The organism is Trinickia sp. Y13 (assembly GCF_029522115.1).
Taxonomy (GTDB): domain Bacteria; phylum Pseudomonadota; class Gammaproteobacteria; order Burkholderiales; family Burkholderiaceae; genus Trinickia.
Map to the genome: position 1 here is coordinate 1 of NZ_JAKWFK010000012.1, position 18,082 is coordinate 18,082.

An 18,082-nucleotide genomic window follows, 5' to 3' on the forward strand; every position below is an offset into this window, starting at 1 on the left:
CGTTGCGCGCCCCCTGACCACTTCCGGTGCCGGTGCGGCCCGCAACGCCGTGCTACGCGCGACGTCGCGGCCCGCACCGGACATTTCTACTTTGCGCGCCACCGGACATTTCTATTTTGGGTTGACATCTCGGCGCAAATAAGATTTCAGCGTCGCCCGGTTCACGCGGCTAACATTCGCCCTATGGCATATCGCAGTTTTTGCATCCGATGACCGATGGCGCGCTCGCGCGCCCCAAACGATAGGAGGCAACGACATGGATTTGATCCTTTGGCGCCACGCGGAAGCGGAAGACACCGCGCCCAGCGACGCCGCCCGCCAACTCACCCCGCGCGGGCGCAAGCAAGCGCAAACGGTGGCCAAATGGCTCAGGCAACGGCTCAGCGCCGACGCCGTGATCCTGGCGAGCCCCACCGCACGGACCGTCCAAACCGTCGAAGCGTTGACCGACCAATACCGCAGCGTGGATCGCATCGCCCCCGGCGCCGGGCCGGAGGCGGTGCTGGAAGCAGCCGGCTGGCCGGACGGCATAGCCTCGATGGTCGTCATCGTCGGGCATCAACCCACCCTGGGCCTCGTCGCCTCTCATCTCGTAGCGGCGCAAAGCGCCGAATGGACGATCAAGAAAGGCGGGCTGTGGTGGATCGCGAGCCGCGAGCGCAATGGCTCCGGACAGGTCGTGGTGCGCGCTGTCATTTCTCCCGATCTGGTTTAAACCCGATGAAACGCGCGTGTCGGCCGCGCGACATGTCATCGCAGCGACACGCGTTTGCCATGCAAACGTCATCGCCCGTTACTACATTGGCGGAGACCCAGCATTCCTTTCATAGCCATTAGGAACCAGGAACCCCTATGCGAGATCTGCCGACGCCGACTCTGCCCTTCGCTTCGATCCCGCTCGATTCGCGCCGCCGTCTGCCGCGCGAGAAAGAAACCGTCACGCAGGAACACCGTCTGCAAGTGGCCTGGGCGCGCACCGACGAAGAACTACGCGAGGCGCAGCGCCTGCGCTACCGCGTGTTCGCCGAAGAAATGGGCGCGAGCGTCTCGGGCCCGGCCGGGCTCGACGTCGATGCGTTCGACGCCTATTGCGATCATTTGCTCGTGCGCGACCTCGATACCCTGAAGGTGGTCGGCACTTACCGCGTCCTGCCCCCGCATCAAGCCGCCCGCGTCGGCCGCTTGTACGCCGAGGGCGAATTCGATCTCTCGCGCCTCGCGCACTTGCGCGCAAAGATGGTCGAAGTAGGCCGTTCCTGCGTGCACGCCGACTATCGCAGCGGTTCGGTCATCATGTCGCTGTGGGGCGGACTCGGCACCTACATGATGCAAAACGGCTACGAGACGATGCTCGGTTGCGCGAGCGTGCCGATGGCCGACGGCGGCCATTTCGCAGCGAACCTGTATGAGTCGTTGCGCGAGCAAGCGCTGACGAGCCCCGAATACCGCGTGTTCGCGCATACGCCGCTGCCCGTCGAGGAACTGCGCACCGGCGTGCGCGTCGCGCCGCCGCCGCTCGTCAAAGGGTATCTGCGCCTGGGCGCGAAGATCTGCGGCGCACCGGCTTGGGACCCCGACTTCAACTGCGCCGATTTCCTCACGTTATTCCGTCTAGCCGATATCAACGCCCGCTACGCGCGCCACTTCCTCGCCTGAAGCAGCGCATCGACGCCCCGCGGCGCGCGTCACCGTCCACAGAGAAGAAGCGGCCCGCGCTCGGCATGGAGCGTGGGCCGCTTCGCTCATCCGACTATCGGCCATCGCGCATTCTTGCGAATTCAATCGCTCATTCGTCCGTGTACACGACGCGATAGCGAATCCCGACCTTCTCCCATTCGGCCGCTTCTTGGGTCAAGCTGTAATCGGTCAACGGATTGCCCGCGACCCATTCGTTCGGCAAGCGCACTTCGTAGCCGCCGTGGGACCTGGCCACGCGAATGCCGGGCAGGCCCACATCGGCGCGCCGGCGGCAAAGCAGCGCCGCGAGCCGCAAGCAAAACAGCAAAGGCCACTCGACCTCGCGCGCTTGCGACAATTTGCCGAGCTTGCCCGCATGCCCGAGCACGAGCGCAGCGAGCCGCGCTTGATCGGTGCGCGAGAAGCCGGGCATATCGGCATTGCTCGCGATATAGGCGGAATGTTTGTGATACGAGCTATGCGAAATCGACAAGCCGATCTCGTGCAATGCGGCCGCCCAACCGAGAAAGACACGCCCTTCTTCCAACTCTTCCCCATTCGCTGCGTCGAGTTGATCGTAGAAGCCGACCGCCAGCTCGCCGATGCGTTCGGCCTGCGCGCGATCCACGCCGTAACGGCGCATGAACCCCTCGACCGTGACCGCCCGCATGTCCTCGTGCTGCGTGCGTCCCAGCAAGTCGTATAGAACGCCGAGCCGCAATGCGCCGTCGGTCGTATCGACGTATTCGATACCGAGTTCCTCGAACACGGCCAGCATGATCGACAAGCCTCCCGCGAGCACCGGCACGCGATCGGGCTTGAGCGCAACGAGCTTGAGCCGATTGACGTTTTCGGCTTTGATGAGCGCGCGCTTGAGCCGCTCGAGGCCGCCGCGCGAGATGCCGTGCGTCACGCCGGGATCGTTGAAGCCGTTGGCTTCGACGAGTTCGGCCAGCGCCCGGGCCGTGCCCGAGGAGCCGATTGCCTGATCCCATCCGGCCTGCTTGTACTCGCGCGAGATGATCTGAATTTCGCGCTTGGCTGCGAGTTCGGCCTGACGCATCGTGTAATCGTCGACGTTGCCCGCGGGAAAGAACGCGCGGCTGTGGCTGACGCAGCCGATATAAAGGCTTTCCATGACAAGCGGCGTGTAATGCTGGCCGATGATGAACTCGGTCGAGCCGCCGCCGATATCGACGACGAGCCGCTTGCCCGAAATCGCGGGCACCGAGTGCGCGGCGCCGGCATAGATCAGCCGCGCCTCTTCGCGCCCCGCGATGACTTCGATCGGAAAACCCAGCGCGTTTTGCGCTTCGACGAGAAACTCGCTTGCATTCTTGGCGACGCGCAACGTATTGGTCGCCACGGCGCGCACGTGGTCGGGATGAAAATCGCGCAGCCGTTCGCCGAAGCGCTTGAGCGCGTCCCGCGCGCGCACTTGCGAAGCGCGATCGAGCATTTTGTCGGTCGAGAGCCCCGCGGCAAGCCGCACGGCCTCGCGCAGCGCATCGACTTGATAGATCTGCGCGCCGGCAGTCGTTTCCTCGACGCGGCCGACGATGAGCCGGAAACTGTTCGAGCCGAGGTCCACGGACGCAAGAAGGTGCGGGGTATTGGGCATTAGGAAAACGAGCTCCCGTGCGCGCGCACGACCGGCCGGGACCCATCGCCCGGGCGAGCGCCGCGCTGTTCAAAAACGTCATTGTAAGCACATAGTATTTCGCCACGGTGCATTGCATCAACGTGGCATCGCGTATGCGGCATGTCGGTCGTGTTCGCTTTGGCCGACCGGGGCACCCTATACCATCCAACTACGCATCAACCCCGCGCAATCGCCAAATTCGCACCGAATCTCCGTAGAATGGCTAAAAAGTGACAGTATGACTTTTCATCGCAATGACACCGAACTATGAGAATGTCCGAGCGCCCGTTCATTTCTTCATCCGACCCTTCTCATTTGCTGCCGATGTCGCTGCGTTACCCCCTGCTGAACCGTGAGCTTGGCATTCTCGGCTTCAACGAGCGCGTTCTCGCGCAAGCCACCGACCCGTCCGTACCGCTTCTCGAGCGCTTGCGCTTCATCTGCATCACGAGCAGCAACCTCGACGAATTCTTCGAAGTGCGCATGGCGGGACTGCAGGAGCAAATGCGCGACAACCCGGGCTCGCTCGCCCCGGACGGCATGTCGCTGCAGCATGTCTACGATCTGGTCGTCGAACGCGCCCACAAACTCGTGCATCGGCAGTACGCGATGCTGCACGAGACCGTGCTCCCCGCGCTCGAGCAAGAAGGCATCTTCTTTCACGGCGCCGAGACGTGGACCGAAGTGCAGACCGAATGGGCGCGTCGCTACTTCGTCGACGAATTGCTGCCGGTGCTCACCCCGATCGGCCTCGATCCCGCGCATCCGTTCCCGCGCGTGCTCAACAAGAGCTTGAACTTCGTGGTCGAGCTCGAAGGCAAGGACGCATTCGGCCGCCAGGCGGTGATGGGGATCGTGCAAGCGCCGCGGGCGCTGCCAAGGCTCGTGCATATGCCGCAGGAGCTGTCGGGCTTCGCCTATGGCTTCGTGCTGCTCAGCTCGTTCATGCAACGTTTCGTTCACGAGCTGTTTCCCAATCTCACGATCCGAAGCTGCAATCAATTCCGCATCACGCGCAACAGCGAGTTATTCGTCGATGAAGACGAAATCACGAACTTGCGTGTCGCGCTCCAAGGCGAGTTGCCCGCGCGCCACCTGGGCAACGCGGTGCGCCTCGAAGTATCGGCCGATACGCCGCCCCATCTCCTGCGCCGGCTGCTCGACGAAAGCGGCTTGAGCGAGAAAGACTGCTACCGCGTGGATGGGTCGGTCAATCTCGTGCGCCTCATGCAGTTGCCCGAACTCGTCGATCGGCCCGACCTGAAGTTCGTGCCGCACGTGCCCGCCACGCCGCCCGCATTGGCCAATGCCGCCAGCCTGTTCGACACGCTCGATCAGGGGGACGTGTTGCTGCATCATCCGTACGAAAGCTTTCAGCCCGTGTTGGAATTGCTACTGCAAGCGGCGCAAGACCCGAACGTCGTGGCGATCAAGCAGACGATCTACCGCACCGGCACCGATTCGCCGCTGATGGACGCGCTCATGCAAGCGGCGCGCAACGGCAAGGAAGTCACGGTGGTCGTCGAGTTGCTGGCGCGCTTCGACGAAGAAACCAACATCAATTGGGCCTCGCAGCTCGAAGCCGTCGGCGCGCACGTCGTCTACGGCGTCGTGGGCCACAAGTGCCACGCCAAGATGATGCTGATCGTGCGACGCACGACGAACAACGGCAAGTCGACGCTCAAGCGCTACGCACACTTGGGCACCGGCAACTATCATCCGCGCACGGCGCGCCTGTACACCGATTTCGGCTTGATGACGGCCGATCAGCGCATCTGCGAAGACGTTCACCACGTGTTCCAGCAGTTGACGGGCATCGGCGGCGAATTGAGGCTGCACGAGCTTTGGCAATCGCCGTTCACGCTGCATCCCAAGCTGGTCGAAGCGATCCGGGCGGAAGCCGACAACGCGCGCGCCGGCAAGAAAGCGCGCATCGTCGCGAAGATGAACGCCCTGCTCGAGCCGACGGTCATCGCCGAGTTGTACGAAGCGTCGCAAGCGGGCGTGAAGATCGATCTGATCGTGCGCGGCGTCTGCTCGCTGCAGCCGGGGGTCGAAGGGCTATCGGAGAACATCACCGTGCGCTCGATCGTGGGGCGCTTCCTCGAGCACCACCGCATTTTCTATTTCTTCGCCGATGGGCAGGAACGCGTCTACCTGTCGAGCGCGGACTGGATGGATCGCAACTTCTTCCGCCGCGTCGAAGTCGCGTTCCCGGTCAACGATCGGCGCTTGAAACGGCGCGTCATCGCCGAGGGGCTGTCGGCGCTGCTCGGCGACAATCAATCGGCTTGGGTGATGCAAAGCGATGGGCACTACCGGCGCAGCCGCCCCGGCAAAACATCGCGCAACGCCCAAGCGGGCTTGCTCGCGAAATTCGGCTGTTAAAAGGAAAACAGCGCGGACCGCTCTAGGCGCCTGCGGGCGCGGGTTGCCGGCGCAACGAGCGCTGCGCCGGGAAACGCACGCTGAACGTGCTGCCCTTGCCCTCTTCGCTTTTGACTTCGAGCGTCGCATCGTGCCGCTGCAGCACGTGCTTGACGATGGCAAGGCCCAACCCCGTGCCGCCCGTATCGCGCGAGCGGCTGCGATCGACGCGGTAAAAGCGCTCGGTCAACCGCGGGATGTCGGCCGACGGAATTCCGAACCCCGTATCGGTCACCGAAAACGACGCTTCGCTGCCCACCCACTCCCAGGCGACATCGATCGAGCCGCCATCGGGCGTATAGCGAATGGCATTCGTCACGAGATTGCCGAGCGCGCTCAAGATCTCCGTTTCGACGCCTGTCACGGTCAACGTGTCATCGGCCGAGAACGAGATGCGATGGCGCCCGCCCGACAGCGTCGCGGCATCCTCGCGCACGTGTGAAATCACGGCTCGCATATCGATGGGGCGATCGCTCGGCGGCTTGGCATCGCCTTCGAGCTTGGCCAGCACGAGTAAGTCGTCGACGATATTGCGCATGCGCGAGGCCTGCTGCTCCATCAGTTCCAAGTAGCGTTCGCGATCGGCTGCTTCGAGCGGGATCTCGCGCAGCGTTTCGAGAAAACCCGACAGCACCGTGAGCGGCGTCTTCAGTTCGTGCGAAACATTCGCGACGAAGTCGCGCCGCATGGCATCGGTGCGCTCGAGTTCGGTGATGTCGGCCGACAGCACGAGCTTGCGATTTTCCCCATAGGGGAACGCTTGCACGGAAAGCACGTTCTGCCGCTTCTCGCCCATGCCGCGCATGATGAGCATCTCGTCGTACTGATGCGAGTTCAGATAGCGCACGAAATCGGGATGCCGCACGAGATGCGTGATGTGCTGGCGCAGGTCGCGCTTCGCGTCCAAGCCGAAATGCTGCTCGGCGATCGCGTTGCACCACTCGATCTGGTCGTGATCGTCGAGCATGGCCACGCCGTTCGGCGACGCTTGGATCGCCTGGATAAAGCGCGAATGCTGCTGCTCGACTTGACGCACCTGAGCATGCCAGCGCTTGGCGAGCTTATGCAGCCGGTAGTATATCTCGCCCCACACACCGGGTGCGCTCGGCACTTCGCCGTAGACCGGAGCATCGAGCAAGCGCCACAAACGCTCGGTGTGATAGGAGGAAAAAAGAATTTGCGCGACGAGCGCGACGACGGCGAAGATCAACGCCGCACGCACGCTTGCGACGGTCGCGATTGCCGCACAGACGAGCGCGAGCAACAGCAGCGATACGATCGAGCGCGCCCAAATAATATTCATGAGGTCATGGGTGAATCGAATCAAAAGCGCACCGCGGTTTCCCCGCGCGGCGCGCCCGGCGCTCCGGCGCTACGCGCTCTTGGCGAGACGATAACCGCTGCCGCGCACCGTTTCGATCATAGCATCGCAACCGGCCGGCTTTAGCGCGGCGCGAAGCCGCTTGATGTGGACATCGACTGTCCGCTCCTCCACGAACACGTGGTCGCCCCACACTTGATCGAGAAGTTGCGTGCGGCTATGCACGCGCTCGGGATGCGTCATGAAGAAGTGCAGCAGACGGAACTCCGTGGGGCCCAGATCCAGCTTGATTTCGCTTCCGGATCCATGCGCCGCGACCCGATGCGTGGCCGGATCGAGCTTGAGCCCATTGATGGCGACCACGTCCTCGGTCAACTGCGGCGCGCGACGGCGCAGCACGGCCTTGATGCGGGCCATCAACTCCTTCGGCGAAAACGGCTTCGTGACGTAATCGTCGGCGCCGATCTCGAGGCCAAGCACCTTGTCTTGCTCATCGCCGCGCGCCGTCAGCATGATGATCGGGATGTGCTTCGTGCGCTCGTTGTTGCGCAGATCGCGCGCGAACGCGATGCCCGACTTGCCGGGCAACATCCAGTCCAGCAAGACGAGATCGGGCAGCACGTCGCTGATCAGCGCCTGGGCCTGCTCCGCGTTATAAGCACGGATCGGGCAATGGCCCGCGTGCTGCAGATTAACCGAAATCAGTTCGGAAATAGCGGGCTCATCTTCGATGATGAGAATGCTGCTCGGCATCGTCACCTCTTCAACTCAGTGCTTCGCGTTCGAGGGCGTCGCGCGATTTATGCCGTACGTCCGTCCCCTTCACGATATAGATGATGAACTCGGCGATGTTCTTCGCATGATCGCCGATACGCTCGATCGCCTTCGCGATGGTCAAGTATTCGAGCCCCGCCGAAATCGTGCGCGGGTCTTCCATCATGTAGGTGACGAGCTTGCGCACGAACGCGCGGAATTCCTCGTCGATGGCCTTGTCGTCGCGGACGATCTGCGCGGCTGCCACCGTGTCCAGCCGCGCAAACGCATCGAGCGCGCGACGCAGGATCGACACGGCCATCTCGCCCGACACTTTGATCTCGGCGATGTTCACCGTGCGCGCGGCGCCGTCTTCCGTCAAACGTTTGACGCGCTTGGCGATTTTCTCCGCCTCGTCGCCCGCGCGCTCGAGGTTGGTGATCGTCTTCGAGATCGCGAGCAACAAGCGCAGATCGCGTGCGGCCGGTTGGCGCCGCGCGATGACATTGCTGCACTCTTCGTCGATCACGACTTCCATCGTGTTGACCGTTTCTTCGGCCGCGATCACCTGATCGGCAATGCCCTCGTCGAACTCGTTGAGCGCCTGCATCGCGCGCGTGATCTGCGCTTCGACGAGCCCGCCCATCTCGAGCACCTTCGACGAGACGAGGTTCAGGTCCGCATCGAACTGGCTCGACAAATGTTTATCCGTCATGGTTGTCTCCTTAGCCGAAGCGGCCGGTGATGTAGTCCTCGGTTTCCTTGCGGACCGGCTTGATGAAGATCTTTTCGGTATCGCCGAACTCGATCAATTCACCAAGATACATGTATCCCGTGTAGTCGGAGCAACGCGCCGCTTGCTGCATATTGTGCGTGACGATGACGACCGTGTAGTCGCTCTTGAGCTCGGCAATGAGCTCCTCGACGCGCCCCGTGGAAATCGGATCGAGCGCCGAGCACGGTTCATCGAGCAATAGCACTTCCGGGCGGATCGCGATGCCGCGCGCAATGCACAGGCGCTGCTGCTGGCCGCCCGACAAACCGTAGCCGCTCTGGCCGAGCTTATCCTTGACCTCGCTCCAGAGCGCCGCCTTCGTCAAGGCCCACTCGACGCGGTCGTCCATCTCCGAACGCGAAAGCGATTCGAACATCTTCACGCCGAACGCGATGTTGTCGTAGATCGACATCGGGAACGGCGTCGGCTTTTGGAACACCATGCCGACGCGAGCGCGCAGCAACGAGATGTCGCGATGGGTCGCGAGCAGGTTTTCGCCGTCCATCATGATCGCGCCTTCGGCCCGCTGCTCGGGATACAGCGCGAACATCTTGTTGAATGTGCGCAAGAGCGTGGACTTGCCGCAACCGGACGGACCGATGAACGCGGTCACCTTGCCTTCGGGAATGGAAAGGTTGATGTTCTTCAGCGCATGGTATTTGCCGTAGAAGAAGTTCAAATTCTTCACTTCGATCTTCGGCGCGGCGGGCGCGAGCGACGGCTCGCCGGTGGCGGGCTCGTGGCCGGCGGGCGACGCGGGACGCTCGATTTGGGACAGGTGACTCTCAGCCATGTTCATAAGGCGCTCCGTCGCTTTATTTCTTGCCGAACATCGTACGCGCAAGGATATTCAGTCCAAGCACGCCGAGCGTAATCAGGAATACACCGGCCCACGCGAGCGATTGCCACTGCGGGAACGGGCTCATTGCAAATTTGTAGATCGTCACCGGCAGATTCGCGAGCGGCTGATTCATGTCGACCGAGAAGAACTGATTCGACAACGCCGTGAACAGCAGCGGCGCGGTTTCTCCCGCGATGCGCGCCACGCCGAGCAGCACGCCTGTCATGACACCTGCCATCGACGCCTTCAGCGTGATCGACAGCACCATTTTCCACTTCGGCACGCCGAGCGCAAACGCCGCCTCGCGCAGCGCGTTGGGCACGAGGTTCAACATGTTCTCGGTGGTGCGGATCACGATCGGAATCTGCAGCAGGGCAAGCGAAACCACGCCGGCCCAGCCAGAGAAGTGCCCCATCTTCGCCACCACGATCGCATAGACGAACAAGCCGACGACGATCGAGGGCGCCGACAACAGAATGTCGTTGATGAAGCGCGTCGTGGCGGCAAGCCAGCCCTTGCGGCCGTACTCGGCCAAATAGACGCCGGCGAGCACGCCGATCGGCGTGCCGGCCACCGTTGCCGCGCCCACGAGCATCAGCGTACCCACGATCGCATTGGCGAGGCCGCCGCCGTCCGTGTTCGGCGGCGGCGTCGATTGCGTGAACAACGCAACCGACAATCCGCCGACGCCGAGGCTCAGCGTCGTATAAAGAATCCAAACGAGCCAGAGGAGCCCAAACGCCATGGCGGCCATCGACATCGCCAGTGCGATGGCGTTGACCATGCGGCGGCGGCGCTGCAAGCGCTCGCGCGTGGCGGCGAATACTTCGGGGTTCGCCGCACCCGGAATTTGCATCGACGGTCCGTTCATTTCGTGCCCTCGGCTTTCTGCAGGCGCAGCAGCATCAGCTTGGAAATCGCAAGCACGATGAACGTGATGACGAACAGGATCAAGCCAAGCTCCATCAACGCGGACGTATGCAAGCCCGGGCCCGCCTCGGCGAATTCGTTCGCGAGCGCCGAGGTGATGCTGTTGCCTGGCGAGAACAGCGAGACGTTATCGAGCAGATTCGTATTACCGATCACGAACGTGACCGCCATCGTTTCGCCAAGCGCACGGCCAAGGCCCAGCATAACGCCGCCGATCACACCGCTCTTGGTGAACGGCAGGACGATCTTCCACATCACTTCCCAGGTCGTGCAGCCGATTCCGTAGGCCGATTCTTTCAGCAAGACGGGCGTGACCTCGAAGACGTCGCGCATCACCGAGGCAATGTACGGGATGATCATGATCGCGAGAATAACGCCCGCGCACAGGATGCCGATACCGATCGGCGGCCCCTTGAACAGCGCGCCGATGATCGGCAAGGGCCCGAGGGCCGCACCGAGCGGCGCCTCGAAGTAGGTGGCGAAGATCGGCGAAAATACGAGCAAGCCCCACATGCCGTAGACGATCGACGGAATCGCGGCGAGCAATTCGATGGCGATCCCGAGCGGGCGGCGCAGCCACACCGGGGACAGCTCCGTGAGAAAGAGCGCGATGCCGAAGCTGACGGGCACCGCGATGATGAGCGCGATGATGGAAGTGGCGATCGTGCCGTAGATGGGCACGAGGGCGCCGTAGACGTCGCTGGGCGGATCCCAATCCGACGTCCAAAGAAAGCGCATGCCGAACTTTTGGATCGTCGGCAACGATTCGACGATCAGCGAAACGATGATGCCGCCCAGCAGCACCAGCGTGACGATCGCGGCCAAGCGCGCGAGATTGCCGAAAATGAAGTCGCCGAGCTGGCTCGGCGCGCGCTGAGCGTGCTCGGCTGGCGCGGTCGACATGAAGCGAGTATCGGACATGTGAACCCGTGTGCTGATGCCGCAACCCCGATGGCGCGGCCTGTAGCCGTGCCCGGCAAAGCGCCTTCGCCTTGCCGGGCCTTCCCTGCGTACTGCTTGCTGCTTGCTGCTTGATACGTGCTACATACTGCCTCTAGTGACTGCTCGCCCGCTTACTCGGCGACTGCCTTGCCCGAGGCGTCCTTCACGTTGGCCTTCCATTGCTTCTCGATTTCAGCCGTCACCGACTGCGGCAGCGGGATGTAGTCGAGCGACGTCACGGCATCGGCGCCCTTCTTGAAACCCCAGCTGAAGAACTTGAGCGCTTCCGCGCCTTGCGTGGGCTTGTCTTGCGTCTTGTGCAACAGCACGAACGTCGCGCCGACGATCGGCCAGGCTTGCGCGCCCGGCTCATTCGTCAGGATCTGATAGAACGACTTGTTCCATTCAGCCCCCTTCGCGGCGGCAGCAAACGTGGCCGTATCCGGCGTCACGACCTTGCCGTCGTGGTTCTGCATCTTCGTGTAGACCATGTGATTTTGCTTCACGTAGGCCCACTCGACATAGCCGATCGCGCCAGGCAGACGTTGAATGAACGCGGCGACGCCGTCGTTACCCTTGCCGCCCGTGCCCGTCGGCCAGTTGACCGTCGTGCCTTCGCCGATCTTCGACTTCCATTCCGGGCTCACCTTCGAGAGGTAGTCGGTCCAGATGAAGGTCGTGCCCGAGCCATCGGCGCGACGCACCACGGCGATCGCCGTGTCCGGCAGCTTGACGCCCGGGTTCAGCTTGGCGATGGCCGGATCGTTCCACTTCGTGATCTTGTTCAAGTAGATGTCGGCAAGCACCGCGCCCGACAGCGTCAGCTCGCCCGCCTTGATACCCGGCAGGTTGACCGCCGGTACGACGCCCCCAACCACCGTCGGGAATTGGAACAGGCCCTGCTTTTCGAGCTCATCATCCTTGAGCGGCATGTCGGAACCGGCGAAATCGACGGTCTTCGCCTCGATCTGCTTGATACCGCCCGACGAACCGATGCCTTGATAGTTCACCTTGCCGCCGCCGCTCTTCATATAGGAATCGGCCCACTTCGTGTACAGCGGTGCGGCAAACGTGCTGCCCGCGCCGGTAATGTCGGCGGCTTGCGCGGAAACGGCGAAAAGCACGCCGGCGAGGCCAGCGAACGCGGTCTGCATCAATTTCATGGAATTAACCCCCAGTGGTGTGGTCGTGGAATCGACACCGCGAAGATTAGGGCGAAACTGTGACAGTACTGTGACGATCGATGAACGTCACATGACAATAACCTTTCTGCGCGAAAGGAAAACCATGCAATTAGCGACAAATAAAAGAAGTTAGCATGATATGTAGACAATGCACACTGCGCGCCCGTCAAAGCATAGGAGAAAAATGCCGCTCGCGGCGAGCCGAGCGGCAATTATTTCGATGTGGCTACGCGGTGGCCTGTTCGACGGCGCGAGCGATGTCTTGAGCATGACGAACGGCCGCTTCGCGCTGACTCGCCTCGACCATGACGCGAAGCACGGGCTCGGTGCCGGAGGCGCGGATCAACACGCGGCCGCTGCCGTCGAGCGCGCGCTCGGCGCTCGCCACGGCCTGCTGGATCGCCTCGCTGTGCTTCCAATCGGCGCCTGGCCGCATCCTCACATTGATCAGCTGCTGCGGGAACAGCGTGACGCCTTCGAGCAGCTCGCTGAGCGTGCGCCCGCTGCGCTTGATCGCGGCCAGCACGAGGAGTGCCGAGACGATGCCGTCCCCCGTGGAATGGCGATCGAGCGACAAAATGTGCCCCGAGCCCTCGGCGCCGAGCTGCCAGCCGCGTTCGTGCAATTGCTCGAGCACGTAGCGATCGCCGACGGCCGCGCGCACGAAAGGCACCCCTTCGCGCTGCAGCGCGACTTCGATGGCCATATTCGTCATCAGCGTGCCGACCGCGCCGGGCACTCGGCCTGCGGTGGCCATGCGGTCCTTCACGAGCACGTAGAGCAATTCGTCGCCGTTGTAGAGCCGCCCCGCGGCGTCGACGACCTGCAGACGATCGGCGTCGCCGTCCAGCGCAATGCCCAGGTCGGCGCGATTGGCCCGCACCGCTCGAATCAGTGCATCGGGCGCTGTCGCGCCAACGCCATCGTTGATGTTGAAGCCGTTGGGCGCGACGCCGATCGGCACGACATCGGCGCCCAGTTCATGGAACACATGCGGCGCGATGTCGTAGGCCGCTCCGTGCGCACAGTCGACGACGAGCTTGAGCCCGTGCAAATCGAACGCCGCCGGAAACGTACTTTTACAAAACTCGATATAGCGGCCCGCCGCGTCGTCGAGCCGCCGCGCCTTACCGAGCTGTTCCGAGCTTGCGCAGACGAGCGGCTGATCGAGCTGCTCCTCGATGCGCAATTCGACTTCGTCGGGCAGCTTGTTGCCGTCGGCGCTGAAGAACTTGATGCCGTTGTCGTAGTACGGGTTGTGCGACGCGCTGATCACGACGCCCGCGGCAAGCCGCAGCGCCCGCGTGAGATAGGCCACGCCCGGCGTGGGCATCGGGCCCGCCAGCATCACGTCGACGCCCGCCGCCGAAAAGCCCGATTCGAGCGCCGCTTCGAGCATGTAGCCTGAGACACGCGTGTCCTTGCCGATCAGCACCGTCGGCCGCGACGCGGCCTTGGTCCATCGATCCGCTTGCGCAAGCACCTTGCCGGCCGCATAGCCGAGGCGCAACACGAAATCGGGAGTGATCGGCGCCTCGCCCACTTTTCCCCGAACGCCGTCTGTGCCGAAATAACGCCGTGCCATCGTGAAATCCTTTGCTCTCGAATGATTGTTGAATAAATAAATGAATGACCGTCGTCAGCCGTCGACCGTCAGCGAGCAGCGTGCTCCGCTTCGCGAACGGCCGCCCAGACCTTGAGCGCATCGACCGTTTCCGCGACATCGTGCACGCGCACGATGGCCGCGCCGCGCTCCACCGCGCAAACTGCCGCGGCGATACTAGCCGCGACGCGCTCGGCCGGCGTCTTGCGCCCCGTTACCGCGCCCAGCATCGATTTGCGCGACATACCGGCCAGGATCGGGAACGGCGCCGCGCCAACGCCAGGCTCCGGCGCCGTCTCCGGCAGGCGCGCGAGCAACGCGAAATTGTGCTCGCGCGTCGCCTTACCGAAGCCGAAGCCCGGATCGACGCAGATCCGCCCGCGCGCGATGCCGGCCTGCGCCAGCGCCTCGACGCGCGCCGCTAGAAACGCGCGCACCTCGCCGACGACATCCTCATAATCGATCTGCCCGCGCTGCATGGTCTGCGGCTCTCCGAGCATATGCATGACGCACAGCCCGCAGTTCGTGCCGCGCACGGCGTCGAGCGCACCGGGCCGGCGAAAGCCCCAGATGTCGTTGATCAGATCGGCGCCTGCCGCGAGCGCAGCGCGCATCACCTCTGGCTTGTACGTATCGATCGACAAGGGCACGCCCATTCCCACGAGCGCCTCGACGATGGGCACGACGCGCTCGAGTTCTTCCTCGAGCGGCACGGGCGGCGCGCCGGGCCGCGTCGATTCGCCGCCGATATCGATGATGTCGACGCCCTCGGCGATCATCCGCCCGGCTTGGCGCAGGGCTTCGTCACGAACCAGGAACCGCCCGCCATCGGAAAACGAATCGGGCGTGACGTTGAGAATGCCCATGACAAGGGGCCGCTCGAACGTGAGCGTGAAGCGGCCGCATGTGAGCGGCTCAGGCGTTGCGGGAAGGCAATGACGGGAAATCGACACGAGACGGCGAAAGCGAATGAGGAAGAAACGAAGACGATGCCGGGACAGGCGCCTTCGCGTCCCGCCGTCGACGCACGAAGCCAAGTTGCGCATCGATGCGTGCCGGACGCCCGGCCCGCGACATGGAGCGAAACGCCTGTGCCAGTGAGGCAAACATCTGCGCACCAAAAAAACGGGCCGGTGCTGTTCGGCACCGACCCATTGTCTCTACCCGCCTAGCGTCAGGCCGGTGCGGTCGCACTACCCGGCCGCACTTCGGCGCCCGGAGGGGTCCCGCCACCCGACGAGGCGTCGGTGGACGGCACGTTCTTGGGCGAGCGCGGCGGACGGCCGGCCATGATGTCGTTGATCTGGTCGGCGTCGATCGTTTCCCACTCCATCAGGGCCGCCGTCATGGCCTCGACCTTGTCGCGGTTCTCATCGAGCAAGCGACGCGCGAGGTTGTATTGCTCGTCGAGCAAGCGGCGGATCTCAGCATCGACCTTCTGCTGCGTCGCCTCCGAAATCGTGCGCGTGAAGCCGCGTCCGAACGGCGACGCATCGTTCTCGTCGTCGACATACACCATCGGGCCGAGCGCATCGGTCATGCCGAACCGAGCCACCATCGCGCGCGCCGTCTGCGTCGCCTTGTTGAAATCGTCCGAGGCGCCGGTGCTGACGAGGCCCAAGAACAACTCCTCGGCAACGCGACCGCCGAACAAAATGGCGAGCCGATCGAGCAGATAGTCTTTCGAATAAGTCTCGTTGTCGTGCTCGGGCAACTGCCAGGTCACGCCGAGCGCACGACCGCGAGGAATGATCGTGACCTTATGGACGGGATCGGCTTTCGGCAATAGCTTGGCCACCACCGCGTGCCCCGCTTCGTGATAGGCCGTGGCGCGTTTGGCGTCTTCGCGAATAACGGCCGACTTGCGCTCCGGCCCCATGAAAATCTTGTCCTTCGCGTCTTCGAAATCCTGCATTTCGACGATGCGCTTGCCGCGCCGGGCAGCAAACAGCGCCGCTTCATTGACGAGGTTGGCCAGATCCGCGCCCGAAAAGCCCGGCGTGCCACGCGCGATGACCGATGCATCGACATCGTTGGAGATCGGCACCTTGCGCAGATGCACCTTGAGGATTTGCTCGCGGCCGCGAATGTCGGGCAGCCCCACGTAGACTTGGCGGTCGAAGCGGCCCGGACGCAGCAATGCTTTGTCGAGCACGTCGGAGCGGTTCGTCGCCGCGATCACGATGACGCCGGAATTGGCCTCGAACCCGTCCATTTCGACGAGCATCTGATTGAGCGTTTGCTCGCGCTCGTCGTTGCCGCCGCCCATGCCCGCGCCGCGATGACGGCCGACCGCATCGATTTCGTCGATGAACACGATGCAAGGCGCATGTTTTTTCGCTTGTTCGAACATGTCGCGCACGCGCGCCGCGCCCACGCCGACGAACATTTCCACGAAATCGGAACCCGAGATGCTGAAGAACGGCACTTTCGCCTCGCCGGCGATGGCGCGCGCGAGCAGCGTCTTACCGGTGCCGGGCGGCCCGACGAGCAGCACGCCGCGCGGAATCCGGCCGCCGAGCTTTTGGAACTTTTGCGGATCGCGCAGGAAATCGACGAGCTCGGAGACTTCTTCCTTCGCTTCGTCGCAGCCCGCGACGTCGGTGAAATTGATCGCGTTGTTGTTCTCGTCGATGAGCCGCGCGCGCGATTTGCCGAACGAGAAGGCGCCGCCTTTGCCGCCTCCCTGCATCTGCCTCATCATGTAGAACCAGAAGCCGATGATCAGGATCGTCGGCCCCAGATAGTAGAGCGCGGAGACGAGCGCGTTGGGTTCCTCGTCGGCCTTGCCGCTCACTTGAACGCCGTACTTCATCAGATCGCCGACCATCCAAATGTCGCCCGGCGACACGATCTGGTACTTTTGACCGTCTGCGGGAGTGACCGTCAGATTACGTCCCTGGACAATGACGCTCTTGACCTTGCCGGCCTTGGCGTCGTCCATGAACTGCGAGTACGAGACGCCTTCCTGGACGCGGGGCTTGTCGAACTGCTTGAACACCGTAAACAGCACCAGTGCGATGACCAGCCACACTGCTGCCTTCGAAAACATATTGTTGTTCAAAGCCCACTCCTTCCTCATTGACGGGCGCCTACATTTACCTTGCGGCGCCACCAAAGCATTCTAATCCAGTCGGCTAGCCCCTGCCATAACGTTTCGCTACCGCGAAAATAGCGTTTTTCGGCATGCCGACGGGGCTTTCGCCACCCGCGGCGAGGGATCTGCGCCGCGTTCCCGGCGCAATTACCCGGGTCGCTTGAGCATCTTGCCCAAAATGAACGTTTCGGCCGATTTATCGCGCGACGCTTTGGGCTTGCGCGCGGCGACCGTTTTGAACTGGCGCTTGAACTTCTCCACGATCTGGCTGTAGCCGCTGCCGTGAAAGCATTTCACCAGCAACGCGCCCTCCGGCTTCAAATGCGCCTGCGAGAATTCGAGTGCGAGATCGCAAATATGTTCGATGCGCGCAGCGTCGGCGACGGCCACGCCAGACAGATTGGGCGCCATATCGGAAATTACAAGGTCCACCCGGCGCTCGCCCACGACTTCTTCCAACTGCGCCAGCACATTCTCTTCCCGGAAGTCGCCCTGGATGAATTGCACGTCGGCGATGGGTTCCATCGGAAGAATGTCGAGCGCGATGATCGTGCCATCGATGCCGCCGCCCGGCCGCGCGCCCTGCGCGAGCTTGTTACGCGCGTACTGGCTCCAGCTGCCCGGCGCCGAGCCCAGATCGACGATGACCTGCCCCGGACGAATGAGCTTGTCCTGTTCGTCGATTTCCTTGAGCTTGTACGCGGCCCGCGCGCGATACCCCTCGCGCTGCGCGAGCTTTACGTAAGGGTCGTTGATGTGATCGTGCAGCCACGATTGATTGAAGCGGTTTTTTGCCATCGAAAGGTGATCTATTACTGCGTCAAACCGCACTTTTAGCGGATAATACGCGTTTTGCCGGCGCGCCGTCCGGTCCCGCCAGCCCTCGGTTC

The 18,082-nt window shown here is 63.0% G+C and carries 15 protein-coding genes; 3 read left to right on the forward strand and 12 right to left on the reverse strand.

The genetic code is table 11. From position 1 onward, the window contains the following. Positions 1-256 precede the first annotated feature (256 nt). Together MMB74_RS19910 and MMB74_RS19915 are read left to right on the forward strand one after the other, a co-directional pair. Entirely contained in the window at positions 257-715 is a 459-nt protein-coding gene (locus MMB74_RS19910; RefSeq protein ID WP_277430384.1) for a histidine phosphatase family protein, read from the forward strand. Between the two features lie 137 nt (positions 716-852). Further along, entirely contained in the window at positions 853-1,656 is an 804-nt protein-coding gene (locus MMB74_RS19915; RefSeq protein WP_277430385.1) for a GNAT family N-acyltransferase, read from the forward strand. A gap of 130 nt (positions 1,657-1,786) precedes the next feature. On the opposite strand, the gene ppx is transcribed toward MMB74_RS19915, so the two are convergent. Next, positions 1,787-3,298 (reverse strand): exopolyphosphatase, encoded by a 1,512-nt coding sequence (gene ppx, locus MMB74_RS19920; protein WP_277430386.1) that lies wholly within the window; start codon positions 3,296-3,298, stop codon positions 1,787-1,789. A 345-nt stretch (positions 3,299-3,643) separates the two neighbouring features. Between ppx and ppk1 the strand changes: the two genes are divergently transcribed. Then, complete coding sequence (gene ppk1, locus MMB74_RS19925) at positions 3,644-5,707, forward strand: polyphosphate kinase 1 (protein WP_277430517.1); 2,064 nt, start codon at positions 3,644-3,646, stop codon at positions 5,705-5,707. 22 nt (positions 5,708-5,729) lie between these two features. Here ppk1 and phoR read toward each other — a convergent pair whose 3' ends face one another. The 11 genes from phoR to MMB74_RS19980 all read right to left on the reverse strand — a co-directional run bounded on the left by phoR (position 5,730) and on the right by MMB74_RS19980 (position 17,990). Next, on the reverse strand, positions 5,730-7,049 hold the full coding sequence (gene phoR, locus MMB74_RS19930; protein ID WP_277430387.1) for a phosphate regulon sensor histidine kinase PhoR: 1,320 nt from the start codon (positions 7,047-7,049) through the stop codon (positions 5,730-5,732). Positions 7,050-7,118: 69 nt separating this feature from the next. Next, entirely contained in the window at positions 7,119-7,820 is a 702-nt protein-coding gene (gene phoB, locus MMB74_RS19935; RefSeq protein WP_102646249.1) for a phosphate regulon transcriptional regulator PhoB, read from the reverse strand. 10 nt (positions 7,821-7,830) lie between these two features. Continuing rightward, a complete protein-coding gene (gene phoU, locus MMB74_RS19940; RefSeq protein WP_277430388.1) occupies positions 7,831-8,535 on the reverse strand; it encodes a phosphate signaling complex protein PhoU in 705 nt (234 codons plus the stop codon). 10 nt (positions 8,536-8,545) lie between these two features. After that, positions 8,546-9,394, reverse strand: a complete 849-nt coding sequence (gene pstB / locus MMB74_RS19945) for a phosphate ABC transporter ATP-binding protein PstB (RefSeq protein ID WP_277430389.1) — start codon at positions 9,392-9,394, stop codon at positions 8,546-8,548. A 16-nt stretch (positions 9,395-9,410) separates the two neighbouring features. Further along, the gene (gene pstA, locus MMB74_RS19950) at positions 9,411-10,307 is read right to left on the reverse strand and encodes a phosphate ABC transporter permease PstA (protein WP_277430390.1); all 897 of its coding nucleotides are present in this window, start codon (positions 10,305-10,307) and stop codon (positions 9,411-9,413) included. Beyond that, entirely contained in the window at positions 10,304-11,269 is a 966-nt protein-coding gene (gene pstC / locus MMB74_RS19955; protein WP_346780695.1) for a phosphate ABC transporter permease PstC, read from the reverse strand. Before pstC ends, pstA begins: the two co-directional genes overlap by 4 nt. A 170-nt stretch (positions 11,270-11,439) precedes the next feature. After that, positions 11,440-12,471, reverse strand: a complete 1,032-nt coding sequence (pstS, locus tag MMB74_RS19960) for a phosphate ABC transporter substrate-binding protein PstS (RefSeq protein ID WP_277430392.1) — start codon at positions 12,469-12,471, stop codon at positions 11,440-11,442. Between the two features lie 247 nt (positions 12,472-12,718). Continuing rightward, a complete protein-coding gene (glmM, locus tag MMB74_RS19965; RefSeq protein WP_277430393.1) occupies positions 12,719-14,077 on the reverse strand; it encodes a phosphoglucosamine mutase in 1,359 nt (452 codons plus the stop codon). Between the two features lie 68 nt (positions 14,078-14,145). After that, on the reverse strand, positions 14,146-14,961 hold the full coding sequence (gene folP, locus MMB74_RS19970) for a dihydropteroate synthase (protein ID WP_277430394.1): 816 nt from the start codon (positions 14,959-14,961) through the stop codon (positions 14,146-14,148). 308 nt (positions 14,962-15,269) lie between these two features. Next, positions 15,270-17,159: an ATP-dependent zinc metalloprotease FtsH gene (gene ftsH / locus MMB74_RS19975; RefSeq protein ID WP_277430395.1), complete on the reverse strand. Its 1,890-nt coding sequence runs from the start codon at positions 17,157-17,159 to the stop codon at positions 15,270-15,272. 180 nt (positions 17,160-17,339) lie between these two features. Continuing rightward, positions 17,340-17,990: an RlmE family RNA methyltransferase gene (locus MMB74_RS19980; RefSeq protein ID WP_277430396.1), complete on the reverse strand. Its 651-nt coding sequence runs from the start codon at positions 17,988-17,990 to the stop codon at positions 17,340-17,342. Positions 17,991-18,082 lie beyond the last annotated feature (92 nt).

What these genes read in the sequence shown, in the direction of transcription:
- MMB74_RS19980 (WP_277430396.1), bottom strand. Translation starts at nt 17,990, where the DNA reads ATGGCAAAAAACCGCTTCAATCAATCGTGGCTGCACGATCACATCAAC.
- pstS (WP_277430392.1), bottom strand. Translation starts at nt 12,471, where the DNA reads ATGAAATTGATGCAGACCGCGTTCGCTGGCCTCGCCGGCGTGCTTTTC.
- pstB (WP_277430389.1), bottom strand. Translation starts at nt 9,394, where the DNA reads ATGAACATGGCTGAGAGTCACCTGTCCCAAATCGAGCGTCCCGCGTCG.
- glmM (WP_277430393.1), bottom strand. Translation starts at nt 14,077, where the DNA reads ATGGCACGGCGTTATTTCGGCACAGACGGCGTTCGGGGAAAAGTGGGC.
- pstA (WP_277430390.1), bottom strand. Translation starts at nt 10,307, where the DNA reads ATGAACGGACCGTCGATGCAAATTCCGGGTGCGGCGAACCCCGAAGTA.
- folP (WP_277430394.1), bottom strand. Translation starts at nt 14,961, where the DNA reads ATGGGCATTCTCAACGTCACGCCCGATTCGTTTTCCGATGGCGGGCGG.
- MMB74_RS19910 (WP_277430384.1), top strand. Translation starts at nt 257, where the DNA reads ATGGATTTGATCCTTTGGCGCCACGCGGAAGCGGAAGACACCGCGCCC.
- phoU (WP_277430388.1), bottom strand. Translation starts at nt 8,535, where the DNA reads ATGACGGATAAACATTTGTCGAGCCAGTTCGATGCGGACCTGAACCTC.
- ppx (WP_277430386.1), bottom strand. Translation starts at nt 3,298, where the DNA reads ATGCCCAATACCCCGCACCTTCTTGCGTCCGTGGACCTCGGCTCGAAC.
- phoB (WP_102646249.1), bottom strand. Translation starts at nt 7,820, where the DNA reads ATGCCGAGCAGCATTCTCATCATCGAAGATGAGCCCGCTATTTCCGAA.
- pstC (WP_346780695.1), bottom strand. Translation starts at nt 11,269, where the DNA reads ATGTCGACCGCGCCAGCCGAGCACGCTCAGCGCGCGCCGAGCCAGCTC.
- ppk1 (WP_277430517.1), top strand. Translation starts at nt 3,644, where the DNA reads ATGTCGCTGCGTTACCCCCTGCTGAACCGTGAGCTTGGCATTCTCGGC.
- MMB74_RS19915 (WP_277430385.1), top strand. Translation starts at nt 853, where the DNA reads ATGCGAGATCTGCCGACGCCGACTCTGCCCTTCGCTTCGATCCCGCTC.
- phoR (WP_277430387.1), bottom strand. Translation starts at nt 7,049, where the DNA reads ATGAATATTATTTGGGCGCGCTCGATCGTATCGCTGCTGTTGCTCGCG.